12 protein-coding genes are annotated in these 16,920 nt (G+C 58.2%); 11 read left to right on the top strand and 1 reads right to left on the bottom strand.

What is annotated here, in order from left to right; translation table 11 throughout:
* Positions 1-172 precede the first annotated feature (172 nt).
* From J2S70_RS07510 to ffh, 9 genes are all read left to right on the top strand, one after another.
* Positions 173-1,261, top strand: coding sequence for an alpha/beta hydrolase (locus J2S70_RS07510; RefSeq protein ID WP_307683101.1), 1,089 nt, complete (start codon positions 173-175; stop codon positions 1,259-1,261).
* A gap of 555 nt (positions 1,262-1,816) precedes the next feature.
* Positions 1,817-5,023, top strand: coding sequence for an isoleucine--tRNA ligase (gene ileS, locus J2S70_RS07515; protein WP_307683102.1), 3,207 nt, complete (start codon positions 1,817-1,819; stop codon positions 5,021-5,023).
* Positions 5,020-6,525: a bifunctional folylpolyglutamate synthase/dihydrofolate synthase gene (locus J2S70_RS07520; RefSeq protein WP_307683103.1), complete on the top strand. Its 1,506-nt coding sequence runs from the start codon at positions 5,020-5,022 to the stop codon at positions 6,523-6,525. The genes ileS and J2S70_RS07520 overlap by 4 nt, the downstream gene beginning before the upstream one ends.
* Positions 6,526-6,587: 62 nt before the next feature.
* Positions 6,588-7,001 (top strand): nucleoside-diphosphate kinase, encoded by a 414-nt coding sequence (gene ndk / locus J2S70_RS07525; RefSeq protein ID WP_307683104.1) that lies wholly within the window; start codon positions 6,588-6,590, stop codon positions 6,999-7,001.
* 12 nt (positions 7,002-7,013) lie between these two features.
* Positions 7,014-7,673, top strand: coding sequence for a DAK2 domain-containing protein (locus J2S70_RS07530; RefSeq protein ID WP_307683105.1), 660 nt, complete (start codon positions 7,014-7,016; stop codon positions 7,671-7,673).
* 165 nt (positions 7,674-7,838) lie between these two features.
* Positions 7,839-11,414 carry a chromosome segregation protein SMC gene (smc, locus tag J2S70_RS07535; protein WP_307683106.1) on the top strand — a complete coding sequence of 1,192 codons (3,576 nt, stop codon included), beginning with the start codon at positions 7,839-7,841 and terminating at the stop codon, positions 11,412-11,414.
* A 62-nt stretch (positions 11,415-11,476) separates the two neighbouring features.
* A complete protein-coding gene (locus J2S70_RS07540; protein ID WP_307683107.1) occupies positions 11,477-11,857 on the top strand; it encodes a hypothetical protein in 381 nt (126 codons plus the stop codon).
* A gap of 61 nt (positions 11,858-11,918) precedes the next feature.
* On the top strand, positions 11,919-13,103 hold the full coding sequence (ftsY, locus tag J2S70_RS07545) for a signal recognition particle-docking protein FtsY (RefSeq protein ID WP_307683108.1): 1,185 nt from the start codon (positions 11,919-11,921) through the stop codon (positions 13,101-13,103).
* A gap of 100 nt (positions 13,104-13,203) precedes the next feature.
* Positions 13,204-14,760, top strand: a complete 1,557-nt coding sequence (ffh, locus tag J2S70_RS07550) for a signal recognition particle protein (RefSeq protein ID WP_307683109.1) — start codon at positions 13,204-13,206, stop codon at positions 14,758-14,760.
* 13 nt (positions 14,761-14,773) lie between these two features.
* Here ffh and J2S70_RS07555 read toward each other — a convergent pair whose 3' ends face one another.
* The gene (locus J2S70_RS07555; RefSeq protein ID WP_307683110.1) at positions 14,774-15,718 is read right to left on the bottom strand and encodes a cation diffusion facilitator family transporter; all 945 of its coding nucleotides are present in this window, start codon (positions 15,716-15,718) and stop codon (positions 14,774-14,776) included.
* A 355-nt stretch (positions 15,719-16,073) separates the two neighbouring features.
* On the opposite strand from J2S70_RS07555, the gene rpsP reads away from it, so the two are divergent.
* Positions 16,074-16,577, top strand: coding sequence for a 30S ribosomal protein S16 (gene rpsP, locus J2S70_RS07560; RefSeq protein WP_307683111.1), 504 nt, complete (start codon positions 16,074-16,076; stop codon positions 16,575-16,577).
* Positions 16,577-16,813 carry an RNA-binding protein gene (locus J2S70_RS07565; protein WP_307683112.1) on the top strand — a complete coding sequence of 79 codons (237 nt, stop codon included), beginning with the start codon at positions 16,577-16,579 and terminating at the stop codon, positions 16,811-16,813. The genes rpsP and J2S70_RS07565 overlap by 1 nt, the downstream gene beginning before the upstream one ends.
* The last annotated feature ends 107 nt before the right edge of the window (positions 16,814-16,920 follow it).

Raw genomic sequence — 16,920 nt, forward strand, 5'->3', positions numbered from 1 at the left:
GCCAGGCCATGTGTCGTGAGAAAAAGGCTGAATCGGTCAGATTCTTTCGGCAAAAACCTCAGATTCACAATAAATGGCGGGTTGGCGGCCGGTGCAGTAGTGACGAAGAAGACTCCACCTTCCACCTCTCGGCTGATGGGTCAGAATTGGTTGCAGGTTTATTCTTGGAAGTATGGATTTACTTGACGGGAAAGTAGTCGCCGCGATCGTTGGCGTTGTGCTTCTCATAGCCGCTGGCGGATTCCTTGTTGTGATGAAGCCTGGCGGCGGCAAATGGCGCCTACTCCTTCGCTGCATGACCATCGTCACAGTTCAGCTCTTTGTGCTGATTGCGGCAATATCGCTGATCAACTACAAATTCGCTTTCTTTCGTACACCCGCTGAGATTGCCGCATTCATCGACTCGGACGCTGGACGAAAAGTGCAGAAAGTCGTGACGGAACAACTCCCAACTGATGCGCCTACCGTTGATCCGCGCTATCAGCTGCAATGGGAGGAATCCTCTGACGAGGGAATGAAATCAGCCATTCTTAACGGTCCGGAATCGGCTATTCGCGGCGAGATGCGCGCATGGGTGCCGCGGGGGTATCCGGAGAAAAATACCGACTATAACGTCATCGTCCTCCTGCCGGGAACTCCCGGAAACGCAGGAGCCATTGGTCCGGCAATTGGTGCGCCGGAGGCGATTCAGGAAGCAATCGACGCTGGGACCATCCCACCTACGATCCTGATTACCTCAGACATGAACTTTGGCGGACGTAGCGCAACGTGTGCAGATCTTGCCGGAGGGTATAAGGCAGAGACCTGGTTCGCCAAAGATTTGCCCGCAGCCATTCGAACCAACTTTCAGGTAACTCGAGACCCTACCGGATGGGCTGTCGTAGGCCCCTCTATGGGAGCATACTGCGCCGCACGGCTCGGCATCCTGCATCCGCAGGTGTACGGAAATGCCGTCTGGTTGCACGGAATTGATCGACCACTCGAGGCGTCGTTTCCAGATAATCCTGCGGTGGTGGATGCGCAACGCCTTTCTGTACTTGCTAGTCAAGTCGAACAAACTGCCAACTTGATGCTCGTTTCATCTCTTGAGGATCCTGGAACGATCGACGCCGCACGCGCCATCGTCTCTGCCGTGCCGGATCCATCGCGCGTATTTAACGATGAGCGCGCCACGGGAGGCCACGGTTGGGTGGTGTGGATCGAAGAATTCCCAGATGTTCTTGAGTGGCTTTCGACCAATAACCAAAAGGACGGGGGATGAGCATGTTCTGGGAAGTAGCAACGCCATTTGGCTTGACGAGCCTCAAGCTACTCACGATTGTCTCCGGGCTCGGCTTGAGCTCCGTAGCAGTTTTACTCTGGAGAATACATCGGCGCGCCGAGAAGCCAGCCCTACTCGGCAAACTCTTTGATCTTGGGCTTTACGTGAGCGGAATCATTTTTCCGGTTTTCGCGGTTTTACTTCACGTTAACCGAAGTAATTTGTTCTATGCTTCATTTGCAGAACTAGCGGAACAACTGGCTTATCTGCCGTAAGGATCAACGGGGCCGATTGGCTTGCGAGGTAGTCGCCCGTTAGAATACTTTTTGGCTTTGATCCGGCTATCACCGGGGAGCTTCCGGAAGAACGGCGTTGCACCCACGTGAGCAATGCTCAGTAGAACCGGACGGTTGGACTCGTGATCGTCCCCAATAAGCGGCCCGCCAAGCGGCGTGGCAAGCGAGGTGGTACCGCGGCAGACGTCGCCCTCGCCAACGTCCAGATAATAGGAGTTCGAGGCGCGGTTGCGGCGCTTTGCGCTCCGGAGAGGTACTTATGGCCGAGCAGGCGAAATACCCGTTGCACCGCACACACGACGTCGTCGCGTCCCCAAACTTCCCAGAACTTGAAAAAGACATTCTGAATTACTGGGAGAAGGATTCCACGTTCCAAGCCTCGATTGATAACCGGACGGGCGAAGAATTCGTATTTTATGACGGGCCCCCGTTTGCAAACGGGCTACCGCACTACGGCCACCTTTTGACCGGATATGTGAAGGATGTCGTGGCCCGCTATCAGACTCAGCGCGGTCAGCGGGTCGAGCGCGTGTTCGGCTGGGATACCCACGGCCTGCCTGCAGAACTGGAAGCTGAGCGAATGCTCGGAATTGTAGACAAGTCCGAAATTGACGAGATGGGCATCGAGAAGTTCAACGATGCTTGCCGAGCTGGCGTCTTCAAATACGTTAAAGAGTGGGAAGAATACGTTGACCGCCAGGCCCGCTGGGTGGATTTCGAGAACGGCTATTCCACGCTCGAGCCGAGCTACATGGAATCGGTGATGTGGGGATTCAAGCAGCTGTGGGATAAGGGCCTCGTCTACGAGGGCTATCGCGTTTTGCCCTACTGCTGGAACGATCAAACCCCGCTGTCGAACCATGAGTTGAAGATGGACGACGACGTCTACCAAGACAGGCAAGACACCACCGTCACCGTTGGCTTGCGGATAGAATCGGGAGAGTTGGCACTCATTTGGACGACGACGCCGTGGACGCTGCCAGCGAACCTCGCGATCGCCGTCGGGCCGAATGTTGATTACGTGACCGTTCAGCCAGCCGAAGGTCCACTGGTAGGGGAGAAGGTGATCATTGCCAAGGCACTGGTAGGTGCCTACGAAAAGGAGCTCGGCGAAAACCCGGCCATCGTTGCCGAGTTCACGGGCAAAGACCTGCAGGGTAAGCGCTACCACCCGATCTTTGATTTCTTTAGCCGCGACGACGAACGACCTGGCCCGAACGCGTGGACGATTCACACCGCCGACTACGTGTCGGTCGAAGACGGTACCGGCCTTGTGCATATCGCGCCCTATGGTGAAGAAGATATGTTCATCTTGAACGCGGCCGATATCAAAGTGGTGGAAACGGTCAACGCCGCCGGAAAATTCATGGCGAACACGCCCGACTACGAGGGCATGAACGTTTTCGATGCGAACCGGCCAATCATCAACGACTTGCGCGATGGTACGGGATCGCAGGCTCGGATTGAGAAAGACGTGCGTGCGGTGCTCGTTCGCGAACAGTCTTACGTACACTCCTATCCGCACTGCTGGCGCTGCCGCGAACCGCTCATTTACAAACCCGTGACCTCATGGTTTGTCGCCGTCAGTAAATTCAAGGACCGGATGGTCGAGCTGAACGAGCAGATCACCTGGCAGCCCGATCACATCAAGCACGGAATTTTTGGAAACTGGCTCGAGGGCGCTCGCGACTGGTCAATTTCGCGCAACCGGTATTGGGGTACGCCAATACCGGTGTGGAAGTCGGATAATCCCGAGTATCCGCGCATTGATGTGTACGGCTCATTTGAGGAAATCGAACGCGATTTTGGCAGATTGCCTCGCAACCGCGAAGGTGAACCGGATCTGCACAGGCCATACATCGATGAACTGACCCGCCCCAACCCCGACGACCCGACCGGTAAGTCAACCATGCGGCGCATCGATGACATCCTCGATGTGTGGTTCGATTCGGGATCAATGCCCTTCGCCCAAAAGCACTACCCGTTCGAGAATCAGGAATGGTTCGATTCGCACTTCCCGGGCGACTTCATCGTTGAATACATTGGGCAGACGCGCGGCTGGTTCTACGTGATGCACGTTCTGTCGACGGCGATCTTCGACAAGCCCGCATTCACCTCCTGTATTTCACACGGGATTGTGCTCGGCAACGATGGGCGCAAAGCGTCCAAGTCGCTGCGCAACTATCCGGACCCCATGGAAATGTATGACGTTTACGGCTCGGATGCCGTGCGCTGGATGCTCATGAGTTCGCCCGTTCTACGCGGTGGCAATCTGGTGGTCAACGAGGAAGGCATCCGCGAGGCGATGCGCCACGTGATCCTTCCCCTGTGGAACACCTGGTATTTCTTTGCGCTCTATGCCGGCACCTGCAACGGCGGAGCTGGCTACGTGGCCAAGCCGATCAGCGTCGCCGACGACGAGGCGCTAGCCGATCTTGACGTGATGGACCGCTACCTGCTTTCGCGCACGAAACTGCTGGCAGACTCGGTGCGCGATGACCTCGATAACCTTGACATCCCGGCAGCCGCTGCCGATATTCGTGCGCACATTGACCTATTGACCAATTGGTATGTGCGAACCTCGCGCGATCGGTTCTGGTCAGAAGACGAAGCGGCCTTCGACACGCTGTACACCGCGCTCGAAACGCTGATGCGGATTTCGGCGACGCTACTGCCGATGGTGACGGAAGAGATCTGGCGCGGGCTCACGGGAGGACGCTCCGTCCACCTCACCGACTGGCCCATCTGGCCGGACGCCGTGGTCGACGAAGAGCTTGTGGAAATCATGGACGAGGTACGCGATGTCGTCTCACACGCTCATTCGCTACGCAAGGCACACAAGCTTCGCGTTCGCCAGCCACTGCGGGCCTTGACCGTGGTGACCAACCTTGACCTTGGCCGATTTGCCGACCTGATCGCCTCCGAAGTGAACGTCAAGGAAGTGCGCATCCAGAGCGCCGAAGAATCCGGGCTCGAGGTGCGCAAAGAGCTTTCGGTGCTGCCGCGCGAGCTTGAACCCGAGGTGCGCAGACACACCTCGGCCCTGTTCAAGGCCGCGCGTGAAGGCAACTGGGAACTCGTTGAGGGTGGCGTGCTCATGAAGATCGACCCCGAAATCGTGCTGAAAGAAGGCCAGTTTGAGGCGAATACCGCGGTGGAAGCCGAAGAGGGTAGCGTTGCAGACGTGCTCAATTCGGGCGCCTTCATCGTGCTCGATACCGTCTTGGACGAGGAGCTCGAAGCTGAAGGCTACGCGCGTGACGTGATCCGGGCGGTCCAAGACCAGCGCAAGACCGACGACCTGCACGTGGCAGACCGCATCCGACTCACCCTGCGAGTGCCCGACGATCGGATCGCAGCTGTGGAGGCCAATCTGGACATGATCACAACCGAAACTCTCGCGCTCGAAACCGACGTTGCGGGCGGGGCCAACGGCATTGAAGTGAACGTGGAGAAAATCTCGTGACGCACTCGCCAGAATTCGACGACGACCACCAGGGCGATCTCGAGCAACTACTGTCATCACCTTTAGTGGCAGGCCCGGATCCGAGCGTCGTGGAGGACCTGCTCGCAGAGCCCGAACGCGAACCGATCGAAGAGCTTGCCGAACAAGCAGAACTCGACGCGGAAGTTGCGGCTATCTACGAAAAGATTCAGGCGCGCGCCCCCGAACACAAGGTACAGCCCTCCACCCAGCGAGTGGCTGACTGCCTGGATCTGATGGGCAACCCGCAACGCCAATACCGCGCGGTGCACGTGACCGGCACCAACGGTAAAACCTCTACAGCGCGCATGATCGAGGCGCTCATCCGCGAACGCGGCCTTCGCACCGGCCGATTCACCTCGCCGCACCTAAACTCGGTACGGGAACGAATCGCGATCGACGGGCAGGCTATTTCCCGCGAAGGATTCATCCAAGCTTGGCAGGATGTTGCACCGTTCGTGGAGATGGTGGACGCGGCGTCGCAGGCGAGCGGCGGGCCGCAGATGAGCTTCTTTGAAGTGTTCACCGTCATGGCTTATGCGGCGTTCGCGGACGCGCCGGTGGACGTCGCCGTCGTTGAAGTGGGAATGGGCGGCAAGTGGGACGCAACTAACGTGATCGACGCCGATATTGCCGTGCTCATGCCGGTTTCCCACGATCACGAAAAGTGGCTAGGCTCTGACTTGCGTGACATCGCGCGCGAAAAGCTCGGGATTTTAAGCCCGGGAGCAACGCTGGTCAGTGCCGCTCAGCAGCCGGAGGTAGAGCAGCTCGTACGCGAAACTGTGGCGAAAAACCGGGCTATACATGTGCCATATGGTGACCGACTCGAGGTGCTTGAGCGCGAACCGGCCGTGGGAGGGCAGATGTTCACTGTTCGAACGCCCGCCGCCGTCTACGAGGACGTGCCGCTCGCCATGTATGGCAAATACCAGGCACATAACGCGGCCGTCGCGATCGCGGCAGCCGAAGCCGTGTTTGGCGGGGGCGCACTCAGCGGGGACGTCGTTGAACATGCGCTCATGGCCACCAACTCACCGGCACGCATGGAAGTGATTAAGAATTCACCGTTGGTCATCGCCGATGCGGCACACAATCCCGCGGGAGCTCAGGCCACGATAGACGCGTTAGATGAATCTTTCCCCGGTACTCGGGTGCTCGTGTTTTCCGCGATGGCCGACAAGGATGTGGAAGGGCTACTTTCCGTATTGGAACCGCACTTCCACTCGGTCGTGGTGACGCAAATGATCACCGATCGTGCCATGGACAGCGATGAGATCACTGAGCTTGCCCGTACCGTTTTTGGCGATGACAGGGTGGCACACGAACCGAATCTGGATTCGGCCATCGTGTTCGCAGCGGACGTGGCAGAAAGCGTGGATCCGGAAGAGGTAACGATCCCGTCGGTTGTGGTGATGGGATCGGTGATCTTGGCCGCGCAGGCACGTGCGGTGATGGGCAGGCCAAAACCGGATGACGCTTAGGCGAGTATTTCCTTGTAAGTGAAAGCAGCCCCGGTGAGCCTGGATCTCGATACGATAGAATCATGAGTGAAAAGACATTAATTTTGGTCAAGCCCGACGGCGTCAAGCGCGGGCTCGTTGGTGAAATTTTAGGCCGGATCGAAGCGAAAGGTTACCGGATTTCGCAGATGCGAATGCTTCAGGCAACAGATGATCTGCTTGCCAAGCACTACCACGAACACACGGAAAAGCCGTTTTATTCGGGGATGACGGCCTACATGAAGTCCGGGCCGATCGTGGCTGCGATTATCGAGGGTGACCGCGTGATCGAAGGGGTCCGATCGCTTTCCGGTGCAACCGATCCGACGTCTGCCGCGCCCGGCACAATCCGTGGCGATCTTGGCCGCGATTGGGGAACTGGTGAGATCGAAAACCTCATCCACTCCTCAGATGGCCCCGAATCGGCGCAGCTCGAGATCTCGGTCTGGTTTGGCTGAACAAGCGGTGCTATGAAGGCATGGGTCATCGCGTGGCTAGCGCGCTCGCGCGAGCTAATTTCCGAAAATCGGGAGTTGCTCAATGAGCTCGATCGCGCGATTGGCGACGGCGATCACGGCGAGGCACTCGATAGGGCCTTTTCAATGATTTCCCTTAATGGATCGTACGCCTCGGGTGCTGACGTTCTCCGGCAAGTGGCCCTCGGGCTGCGGATGAATTTGCCGGGCGCAGGGGGCGAAATTCTTGCGGGTTCCTATCAGCGAATGGCGGACGTCCTCGCGCTCGCGGACGATACATTGAGTGAAGATGACGACGACGTGGTGCCAGTACCGAGCATCGGTAACGGTGAGGCGGACGTGTTTGCTGCCATGATTGAGGCAGGGCGCGTTGCCGCTGAAGATCTGGGTGGTGCTGCCGAGGGAGATAAAACCTTCGTTGATGCGTGGGCGCCAGCGGCGAGAGAGGCCCGCGCGGCTGCCAACGCGGGAAAGCAGATGTGCGAGGTTGCGTTGGCCGCGAGCGAGGCGGCTCGCGGCGGATGCGAGGCAACCGTTGACATGGTGGCACGCAAGGGGCGGGCAGCCTTCTTGGGGGAAAAGTCCGCCGGGCACATGGATGCGGGCGCCAAATCGGTGTCTCTTATTTTGCGAGCCGCAGCCGAAATTTCCTAGGCCTCTACTCGCAGGGGTGCGCAAAAGCCATGAGTTTGAGCGTTCTGATCGAGGCTCGACGCGAAATTCGGGCTTTTCCCAGCACTTTTACGCAGGGGCTCGAGTAGACCTAACGCCCACACGCCATCAAGCCCGGAATTTCTTAAACCGCGTTAAACTGGCTCCGTGCATCTGAAAACTTTGACCCTGCGCGGATTTAAGTCGTTTGCAACGGCGACCACGCTGAGCTTCGAACCGGGTATTAACTGCGTTGTCGGGCCCAATGGCTCCGGTAAATCCAACGTAGTTGATGCCCTTGCGTGGGTCATGGGTGAGCAGGCCGCAAAGAATTTACGTGGCGGTGCCATGGCGGACGTTATTTTTGCTGGCACGGCAAAACGGCCGGCGTTGGGGCGTGCGGAAGTAACGCTCACGATTGATAATACCGATGGTGCCCTACCGATCGATTACTCGGAGGTAACCATTTCCCGCACGCTGTTTCGCGCGGGTGGATCAGAGTATGCAATCAACGGTACAGCTTGCCGGCTCCTTGATATCCAAGAACTGCTTTCAGATACGGGTATGGGCCGGGAGATGCACGTCATCATCGGCCAGGGAAAACTCGATGAGGTTCTTACCGCGTCGCCTGAAGATCGGCGCGGCTTCATCGAGGAGGCTGCGGGCGTGCTCAAGCACCGGCGGCGCAAAGAAAAAGCGCTCCGCAAGCTCGATTCGATGCAGGGAAACCTCACACGGATCGAAGATTTAACCGCCGAACTACGCAGGCAGCTAGGTCCGCTTGCTCGCCAGGCGGCAACCGCACGGCGAGCCCAAGTAATACAGGCCGAGGTCTTCGATGCACGGGCACGAATTCTGGCCGACGACATTGCTCAGGCGCAGGCCCGTGTTCAGGCGCAGAAAGTCGATGAAAAGAAACTCCAGGTGCAACACGAAGAGCTAGCGGCGCGAATAGCGGGCGCGCGAGCCGAGGTCGCGCGCTTGCAAGATCAGGCCGATGCCGCGAGCCCGCACATTGCTGAACTTACAGAGAATTGGCAGCGGTTGGGCTCACTGGTTGAACGCTTCCGAGGCTTGGCCGAGCTTGCTTCCGAGCGCCAAAGATCGCTGCAACAGGCGGGGCCCGGAGTGCACCGGGGAGAATCGCCCGCCGATATCCGCGAGCGTGCCCAGCAGGCCAGAGAGCAGGAAGAGGCTTTGGCACGTGAGGTTCGCGAGGCCGAAGATGGACTGCGCGAGGTGATTTCGCGGCGCGAAAAAGCCGAGGCGAACGAGGCTGAGATTGACCAGCAGCTGACGATGATTAACAGATCGCTCGCTGATCGGCGTGAGACCGCGGCGAGGCTGACCGGAAAAATCTCTACCGCCACCTCGCGTATCGAAGCTTTGACCAGCGAAAAAGAACGCGTCCGCGCAGCGGTAAAAGACGGCGAGTTGCGCGCGGCGCAGGCTGAGGGGCAGGTTATTGAGCTCGAGCAGCAGGCCGTGGCGGGCACTAATGGCGACGATTCGCTGTCTATTGCCCACGAGGAGGCCGCGCGCATTCTTCAAGCTGCGAAGGATGGCGTAGAAACTGCTCGGCAAGCTCTGGTTGATGCGCAGGCGAAAGTGGTTGAATGGCGGGCGAAAGCCGACACGCTCGAATTGGCGCTCGCGCCCGAAGACGCTACCGCGTGGTTGGTCAACGATCATCGATTTGGTGTTCGCGGTCTGGTCCGTGATGAGGTGAAAGTTTCCAGCGGTTGGGAAGCTGCGGTTGAAGCTGCACTATCCGGTATCGCACAGGGCGTGATCGTTGAGGATGTTAACGCGGCGGTAGATGCCTTGCGGGCTGCTCGCCAAGCGGATGCCGGCCATCTTGAGCTCCTCATCGAAGGAGCCAGCGCGCGCGAAGAGCGCGATGAAGTAGCACGCACAGCGCTGAAGAGTGCGGGTTTGGCGGATGAACAAGCCCGCCTGGCATCGGATGTCATCGAGGGCAAAAGCGCAACGGTGAAATCTTTGCGGTCGCTCGTGTCAGGTACCGTCCTGGCCGTCGATCTAGCTGCCGCCAAACATTTGCTGGACGCTGGCGCTCCGGCCGTAGCCACCATGGCCGGCGACGTCCTGTCACCAAGCTTCGCCCGCGGTGGGGAGGTCCAGGCGGCCGCCGTCCTCGCTCGCCAGGCTACATACGACGACGCACGTGCACAGCATGCGGCCGCACAAGAACGAGTTCGCGAAGTTGAGATTGACCTCGATAATGCGCGGACTGCGGCAGAAGCGGCAGAAGAAGAATTTTCGGCGCTCGCCGCCCAGCTCACCGCGAGAGATTCACAACTTGCCGCCGTGACGGCCCAATTGGGTGTGTTACGCCAGTCGGTGGCCTCAGCACGCGAAGAAGTTGATCGCAACACCGACCGGATCGACCGCATCGACATAGAACTGGCTCAGCGCTCCGATGAACTGGAATCGCTCATCGAGCAACAGACACAGCTTGAGGCCGAACCGGAAGATTTCGCGGCCCGATCGGCGTCGCTCGCCAGTGAACGGGACGTGGCACACAAGCAAACCGTTGCCGCTCGCAGTGACGAAACCGAAGCGCGCCTCAAGCTTCGAACCCGTGAAGAACGGTTGCGTGCGATCGCAGGAAAATCAGAATCGCTTGAAAATCAGGCAAAGGTAGTCGAAGCCCGGATCGCCCGCGAAGAACGCCAAGCTCAGCGGCGCGCCGAAGCAGCTCGCATCGCAGACGGCGTTGCTACCGACGCCCGCGCTGCCCTGGTGAAAACTCGGGAACTCCTCGCGGCTGTCGCCGTTGAACGCGAAGAGGCCGAGGCTCAACGATCCTCGCGCGAAACCGAACTATCGGCGGCCCGGCGCACACTTGAACGACTGCAGATGGAAGAACGCGACCTTGGGGATCTGGCACACCGCCAAGAGCTCGCGTTGGCGGAACAGCGCTTGCGATACGACCAGCTCGCATCGCGCGCGATTGACGATCTCGGTATGAGCGCGGACGTGCTCGTTAACGAATTCGGCCCGCACCTGATGATCAAGCAAAATGTTGTAGAAGGAGACCCGCCGAAACCGGATATTCCCTTCGTTCGTGAGGAACAAGAAAAGCGTTTGGCCAAAGCTGAACGCGATCTCGCGCGGCTGGGCAAGATCAATCCGCTCGCCTTGGAAGAACACGCCGCTTTGGAAGAACGCCAGCGCTACCTTTCCGAACAGCTTGAAGATTTGCGCCAGTCCCGTAGCGATCTTTTGGGTATCGTCAAAGATATCGACCAGCGCGTCGAAGAGGTCATGACGAGCGCGCTTGCGGATGTGGCACGCGAATTTGAGGAAACGTTTTCGCGTTTATTTCCGGGAGGGAAGGGCAGGCTTGTTCTGACGGATCCGGACGACGTCTTGCACACGGGTGTCGATATTGAAGCTCGGCCACCAGGCAAACGAGTCAAGCGCCTGTCTTTGCTTTCGGGAGGTGAACGATCCCTGACTGCGGTGGCGTTTCTCGTTGCGATTTTCAAGGCGCGCCCCTCGCCGTTTTACGTGATGGATGAAGTCGAAGCGGCACTTGATGACACCAACCTGTCGCGCTTGCTGGGCCTGTTTGAGGAATTGCAGGAAAACTCCCAATTACTCGTGATCACCCACCAAAAGCGCACAATGGAGATCGCAGACGCCTTGTACGGGGTTGCGATGCGCGAGGATGGGGTAAGCACTGTGATTTCTCAGCGGGTTAAGGATCTTGCAACCTGATCGTGACCAAAACGCCGAGCGGAAAACCTGATTTTTAGCCGGTTATGAGTTAGAAATGAAGTGTGTTCTCATCAATCGTTCTTATTTTAGCTGCCGGCGCTGGAATCGCGGGCGCAGTTCACCTTGTGCGGGCAAACGAGTCAATTGTGGAGCAAGGCCGCAAATGGCTTGCTGACTCCATCGACGCGTGGCGCGCCAACGAATTGGATGGCACCCAGTTCGACGTCCATGTTGAAGAGGTGGAGCTCGGCGATCTTTTTACGCAATTTGAACACGACGACGCCGATCCGTACTACTCCTCAGAGGGGATTGAAGAACATCTGGTTGAGGTGACTGGCTCAAACCTGCCAAAGAAAATTGTTGATTCGGTTGAACTAACTACGTTGCGCGCTATCGATGCGGCCAAGGCGGTTAAGGCTAAGCGAGCTGCGCGCGGCGCGTGAGCTTGCTAGCTATGCGATGAAAATCTTTGGCAAAACGCGCTAGGTACGGGAAACTAGGGGCGTGACTACTACTCAGATTCTTCTTATTGTTGTTGCCGTATTGGCGGTTTTGACGCTCGGCGGCGCTCTCATTGCCCGCTACCGCCGCTCCTCAAGCCAGGAGCTTCCGTGGGAAAAGCGCGAGCAGATTGATCAGCCGCCCGCCGATGCAGCTGAGGCGCTCGCCGTCGAGGAAAAGGCTGCACTACCCGGGCTTGAAGAGGCGCCGGTCGATCCTGAGGCTACCGAGCCAACAGAGATCGAAGCACCGGAGCCCGTCCGCTCGCGAATGGAACGCCTTCGCGGCCGCCTTGCATCCGGCGGTGCACTTGGCCGCACCCTACTCTCGATTCTTTCGCGAGGTGACCTTTCTGAATCGGATTGGGAAGAACTCGAAGAAACGCTGCTGATCGCCGACGTCGGCTTGGATGCCACTACCGAGCTGATGGAGACCTTGCGCACCGAGACGAAGGTTCGTGGCACAACGGATCCCGAGGTTGTTCGCGGAATCCTACGTGAAGAGCTCATCAAGCTTGTTGATCCGTCCATGGACCGTCGGTTGAATGCGGAACCGGGAGTCGGTGAAGACGGCGAGGCCCATCCGGCAACTATCTTGATGGTGGGCGTCAACGGCACTGGGAAGACGACGACCGTGGGCAAACTTGCCCGCCTGCTCGTAGCTGAAGACAAGAGCGTCCTTCTTGGCGCGGCTGATACTTTCCGTGCGGCGGCAGCCGATCAGCTTGCGACCTGGGGAGAGCGCGTCGGCGTTGATGTCGTACGCTCAGAGCGCGAGGGGGCAGATCCCGCCTCGGTTGCCTTCGAAGCGGTGAAGGTGGGCAGGGAGAACGGCGTCGACGTCGTCATTGTTGACACCGCTGGTCGTTTGCAAAATAAATCAGGCTTGATGGACGAGCTTGGCAAGATCAAGCGCGTCGTGGAACGCCAAGCGCCCATGCGCGAAGTGCTTCTTGTGTTGGACGCGACGACGGGACAAAACGGTATGCGCCAGGCGGAGGTTTTCGCCGAGGTGGCTGGAATTACCGGGATTGTGCTCACCAAACTGGATGGAACAGCCAAGGGCGGAATTGTGATTTCAGTGCAGCGCGCGCTCGGCGTGCCCGTGAAATTTGTTGGGCTCGGTGAGGGCGCCGATGATTTTGCTCCGTTTGTGCCGGAAGATTTCGTCGATTCCCTTCTTGCCTAAACCGGCAGAAGGTATCTCGCTGGTCCACTCCGGCCGCTCCTGTGATAGGGCAGCGCATGGCGTAGACTTGGCGCCAGTTCGTTTCTTTTAGAGGTCATACATGTTTAATTCGTTGTCAGATCGGATTACCGGTTCACTTCGGAACCTGCGCAAGGCTGGGCGCCTGTCAGAAAAGGACGTCGAAGCTGTCATCGGCGATATTCGGCGTGCTCTTTTGGATGCCGACGTCGCACTGCCGGTTGTTCGCCAGTTCACGGCTTCCGTTCGAGAAAAGGCCGTCGGTGCGGTTGCCTCTCAGGCCCTCAATCCGGCGCAGCAGGTCGTCAAAATCGTTAACGATGAGCTTATCGAGGTTTTGGGTGGCCAGGCGCGTGAGCTCAACTGGGCTGCCAAGCCTCCCACTGTCATCATGCTCGCTGGTCTCCAGGGTGCGGGTAAGACCACCCTCGCCGGTAAGCTCGGCCGCTGGCTGCGTGAAAACGGCCATCGGCCCTTGTTGGTTGCCTCTGATTTGCAGCGTCCAAACGCGGTGCAGCAGCTGCAGGTTGTGGGCGAGCAGGCCGGGGTGGATGTGTGGGCGCCCGAACCGGGTAACGGTGTGGGCGATCCGGTTGAGGTGGCGCGCTCCTCGATTTCGCACGCGAAAGAGAACTCTTACGACGTCGTCGTGGTCGATACCGCCGGGCGGCTCGGCGTCGACGAAGAAATGATGGAACAGGCGCGCAATATTCGCGACGCCGTCAACCCAGACGAAATCCTGTTCGTGCTCGATGCGATGGTTGGTCAGGATGCGGTGAACACCTCCGTTGCTTTCCGTGACGGCGTAGGCTTTACTGGCGTCGTGCTCTCCAAGCTCGACGGCGACGCCCGCGGCGGTGCTGCACTGTCAGTACGAGGCGTGACCGGCCAACCCGTCCTGTTCGCCTCAACCGGTGAAAAACTCGATGCGTTTGAACGGTTCCACCCGGACCGCATGGCATCGCGTATCCTCGACATGGGCGATATCCTCACGCTGATTGAACAGGCAGAAAAGACCTGGTCGGAACAGCAGGCGGATGAGCTGGCTTCAAAGATGGTCGGCGGCGAGTTTACACTCGATGACTTCCTCGAGCAGCTCAACCAGATCCGCAAGATGGGCTCCATGAAGAAGATCATGGGCATGTTGCCGGGGATGGGGCAATTCCGTGAGGCGCTCGAAAACTTCGACGAACGTGAGGTAGACCGGCAAGAAGCTATCGTGAAGTCGATGACCCCGGCCGAGCGCGCTGACACGAAAATTTTGAACGGCTCGCGCCGCATGCGTATCGCCAACGGTTCAGGAACCTCGGTGACTGAAGTTAACCAGCTGGTTGATCGTTTCGAAGAAGCCAAGAAGGTCATGACCAAAATAAGCCGCGGCGGTGGAATGCCCGGCATGCCAAACATTCCCGGGATGCCCGGCGGTGGTGGCGGGCGATATACAAAGAAGCAGCCGAAGCGGAAGAAGAACCGATCGGGAAGCAAGAAGGGGCGTTCTGGCAATCCGGCGAAGAGGCGTCAGCAAGAGCTCGCTGCCCAGCGCAAACGCGAATCCGGCGCGAAGGGCTCAGCCTTTGGCCAGCCTGCTCAAGACCAGCCCGAGGTCAATTTGGACGATCTTGCCAAGTTCCTCAAATAGCGTGTGCTGGCCCCTACCGGACTTCGTCGTCGAGCTCTAGCGGAATGTAGCCCACGGGGATATCCAGATAGGAGCTTTCGTCCTCGATCGGTTCCACGTGTGTGACGATCGTGGAATCGGGGAGCGCAGCCTGAATTTCATCTTCAACGATCATTGCGAGATCGTGGCCGTCTTTGACCGACCATGAGCCCGGCACCTGCAGATCGACGTTGATAAACCGGTGGCGCCCGGCTTGGCGAGTTTGTAGGCCGTGAAAGGAAATCGCCCCTTCGCGTGAGTGGCTTTGGAGGATCTCCACGATCTGCTTGTTTTCTTCCTTTGGGAGAGTGACGTCGAGAAGGCCGGCAACGGATTGGCGTAAAAGTTCGATTCCCATGCGGATAATATTGAGAGCCACGAGGATTGCGATGATTGGATCCAGTTGTTGCCATCCGGTGAGGATGACGAGGATCAGACCGAGGACGACCCCCGCTGAGGTGACCAGATCGGTGAGCAGGTGTTTTCCATCTGCCTCTAGCGTTACAGACCGGTGTTTGCGGCCGACTTTCACCAAGTAGTATCCGGCTGCGCCGTTGATCAGCGCGGCTATGACGGAGATGAGAATACCGATTCCCAGTGATTCGACTGGCGCGGGGTTGAGCAGGCGCTGGATTGCGGCAAAAATGATGAGCGCCGCCGCGCCGAAGATCATTGCGCCCTCCACGGCAGCAGAGAAATATTCGGCTTTCGTACGCCCGTAGGTATAGCGCGACGACGCCGGTTTGGCGGCGAGCGTGAGCGCGATCAGTGCGATGACTGCCGCCACGAGGTTGACGACCGATTCCATGGCGTCGGAGAGCAGCGAGACCGATCCGGTGAGGAAATATGCGCCGGCTTTCAAGGCGATAGTTATGATCGCTACCGCTATTGACAGCCACGCATACTTCGTGAGATTCGGTGTTTGCTCTGAGTTCGACATGAGTCCATTGTCTCCACAATCGATGAAAAATAAAGGGATTTAACGGGCACGATGAGCGACATGCCGGAGCAATTGATCACAGTTCAATCCGTTGAAAAGCGATGTTTTGCAAGGCCAAAGTTTGGCTGGGGTAAGCCGAAAGATTCGGCGGTGATTTCGTGATGACTACCACCGCAGTTTTGGCCAATCCCACTGCCATTCTGATCGGAAATCTGGCATGATTATCCTCTGTACTCAGGCGTAAGCGAGCCCCTCTCAACTCGGTTGCGTCTCAGTGACGGGTGACGATCAGGTGCATGATTTCCCACGCCGGCGATCCGAACCCACAAAGTAGAACATAGGAGTGACCACAAAAGTGGCAGTCAGAATTCGTCTCAAGCGCTTCGGTAAAATCCGTGAGCCGCACTACCGCGTCGTCGTCGTCGACCAAAAAAAGAAGCGCGATGGCCGCGTTATCGAAGAAATCGGATACTACAATCCGAATACCGATCCGTCGGTCATCGACATCAACTCCGAACGCGCCCGCTACTGGATCTCCGTCGGTGCACAGCCTTCGGAAGCAGTTCTTGCCCAGCTGAAGATCACGGGCGATTGGCAGGCAGCCAAGGGCCTCGAGGGTGAATCGACCCTGCGTGTGCCCGAAGTTGTTGACAAGGAAAAGGCGCGTGAAGAGGCAGTTAAGGCCGTTCAGGACGACGCCGAAAAGCGCCGTGCCGCAAAGGCCAAGGCGCGCGAAGAAGAAGAGGCAGCAGCCAAGGCTGAAGCCGAAGCCGCAGCGGCAGAAGAAGCTGAAGAGGCTGGCGAGGAGCCTGCCGAAGAAGCGCCTGCGGAGTCAGCCGAGGAAGCTGAGGAAGCCTAATGCTAAGCGAAGCCTTGGAACATCTGGTTCGGGGAATCGTGGACAACCCGGACGACGTCGAAGTTTCCTCGCGAAACAATCGCCGCGGTGAACTTCTCGAGGTCCGGGTTAATCCCGAAGATCTCGGGCGAGTGATTGGCCGCAATGGCCGCACTGCCAAGGCGTTGCGTTCGGTCATGAACGCACTGGCCACACAGGGGTCGGTGCGGGTTGACGTGATCGAGACCGACCGGTAATAAAACATCTGAAGGACCCGCCATCTGGCGGGTCCTTCGCTTTCTCGTTGCGATATTTTAGGCACAATAGTTTAAGCACACAGCTCTTAAACCGAATGGGAGAATTA

This window comes from Trueperella bonasi, from assembly GCF_030811535.1.
Lineage (GTDB): Bacteria > Actinomycetota > Actinomycetes > Actinomycetales > Actinomycetaceae > Trueperella > Trueperella bonasi.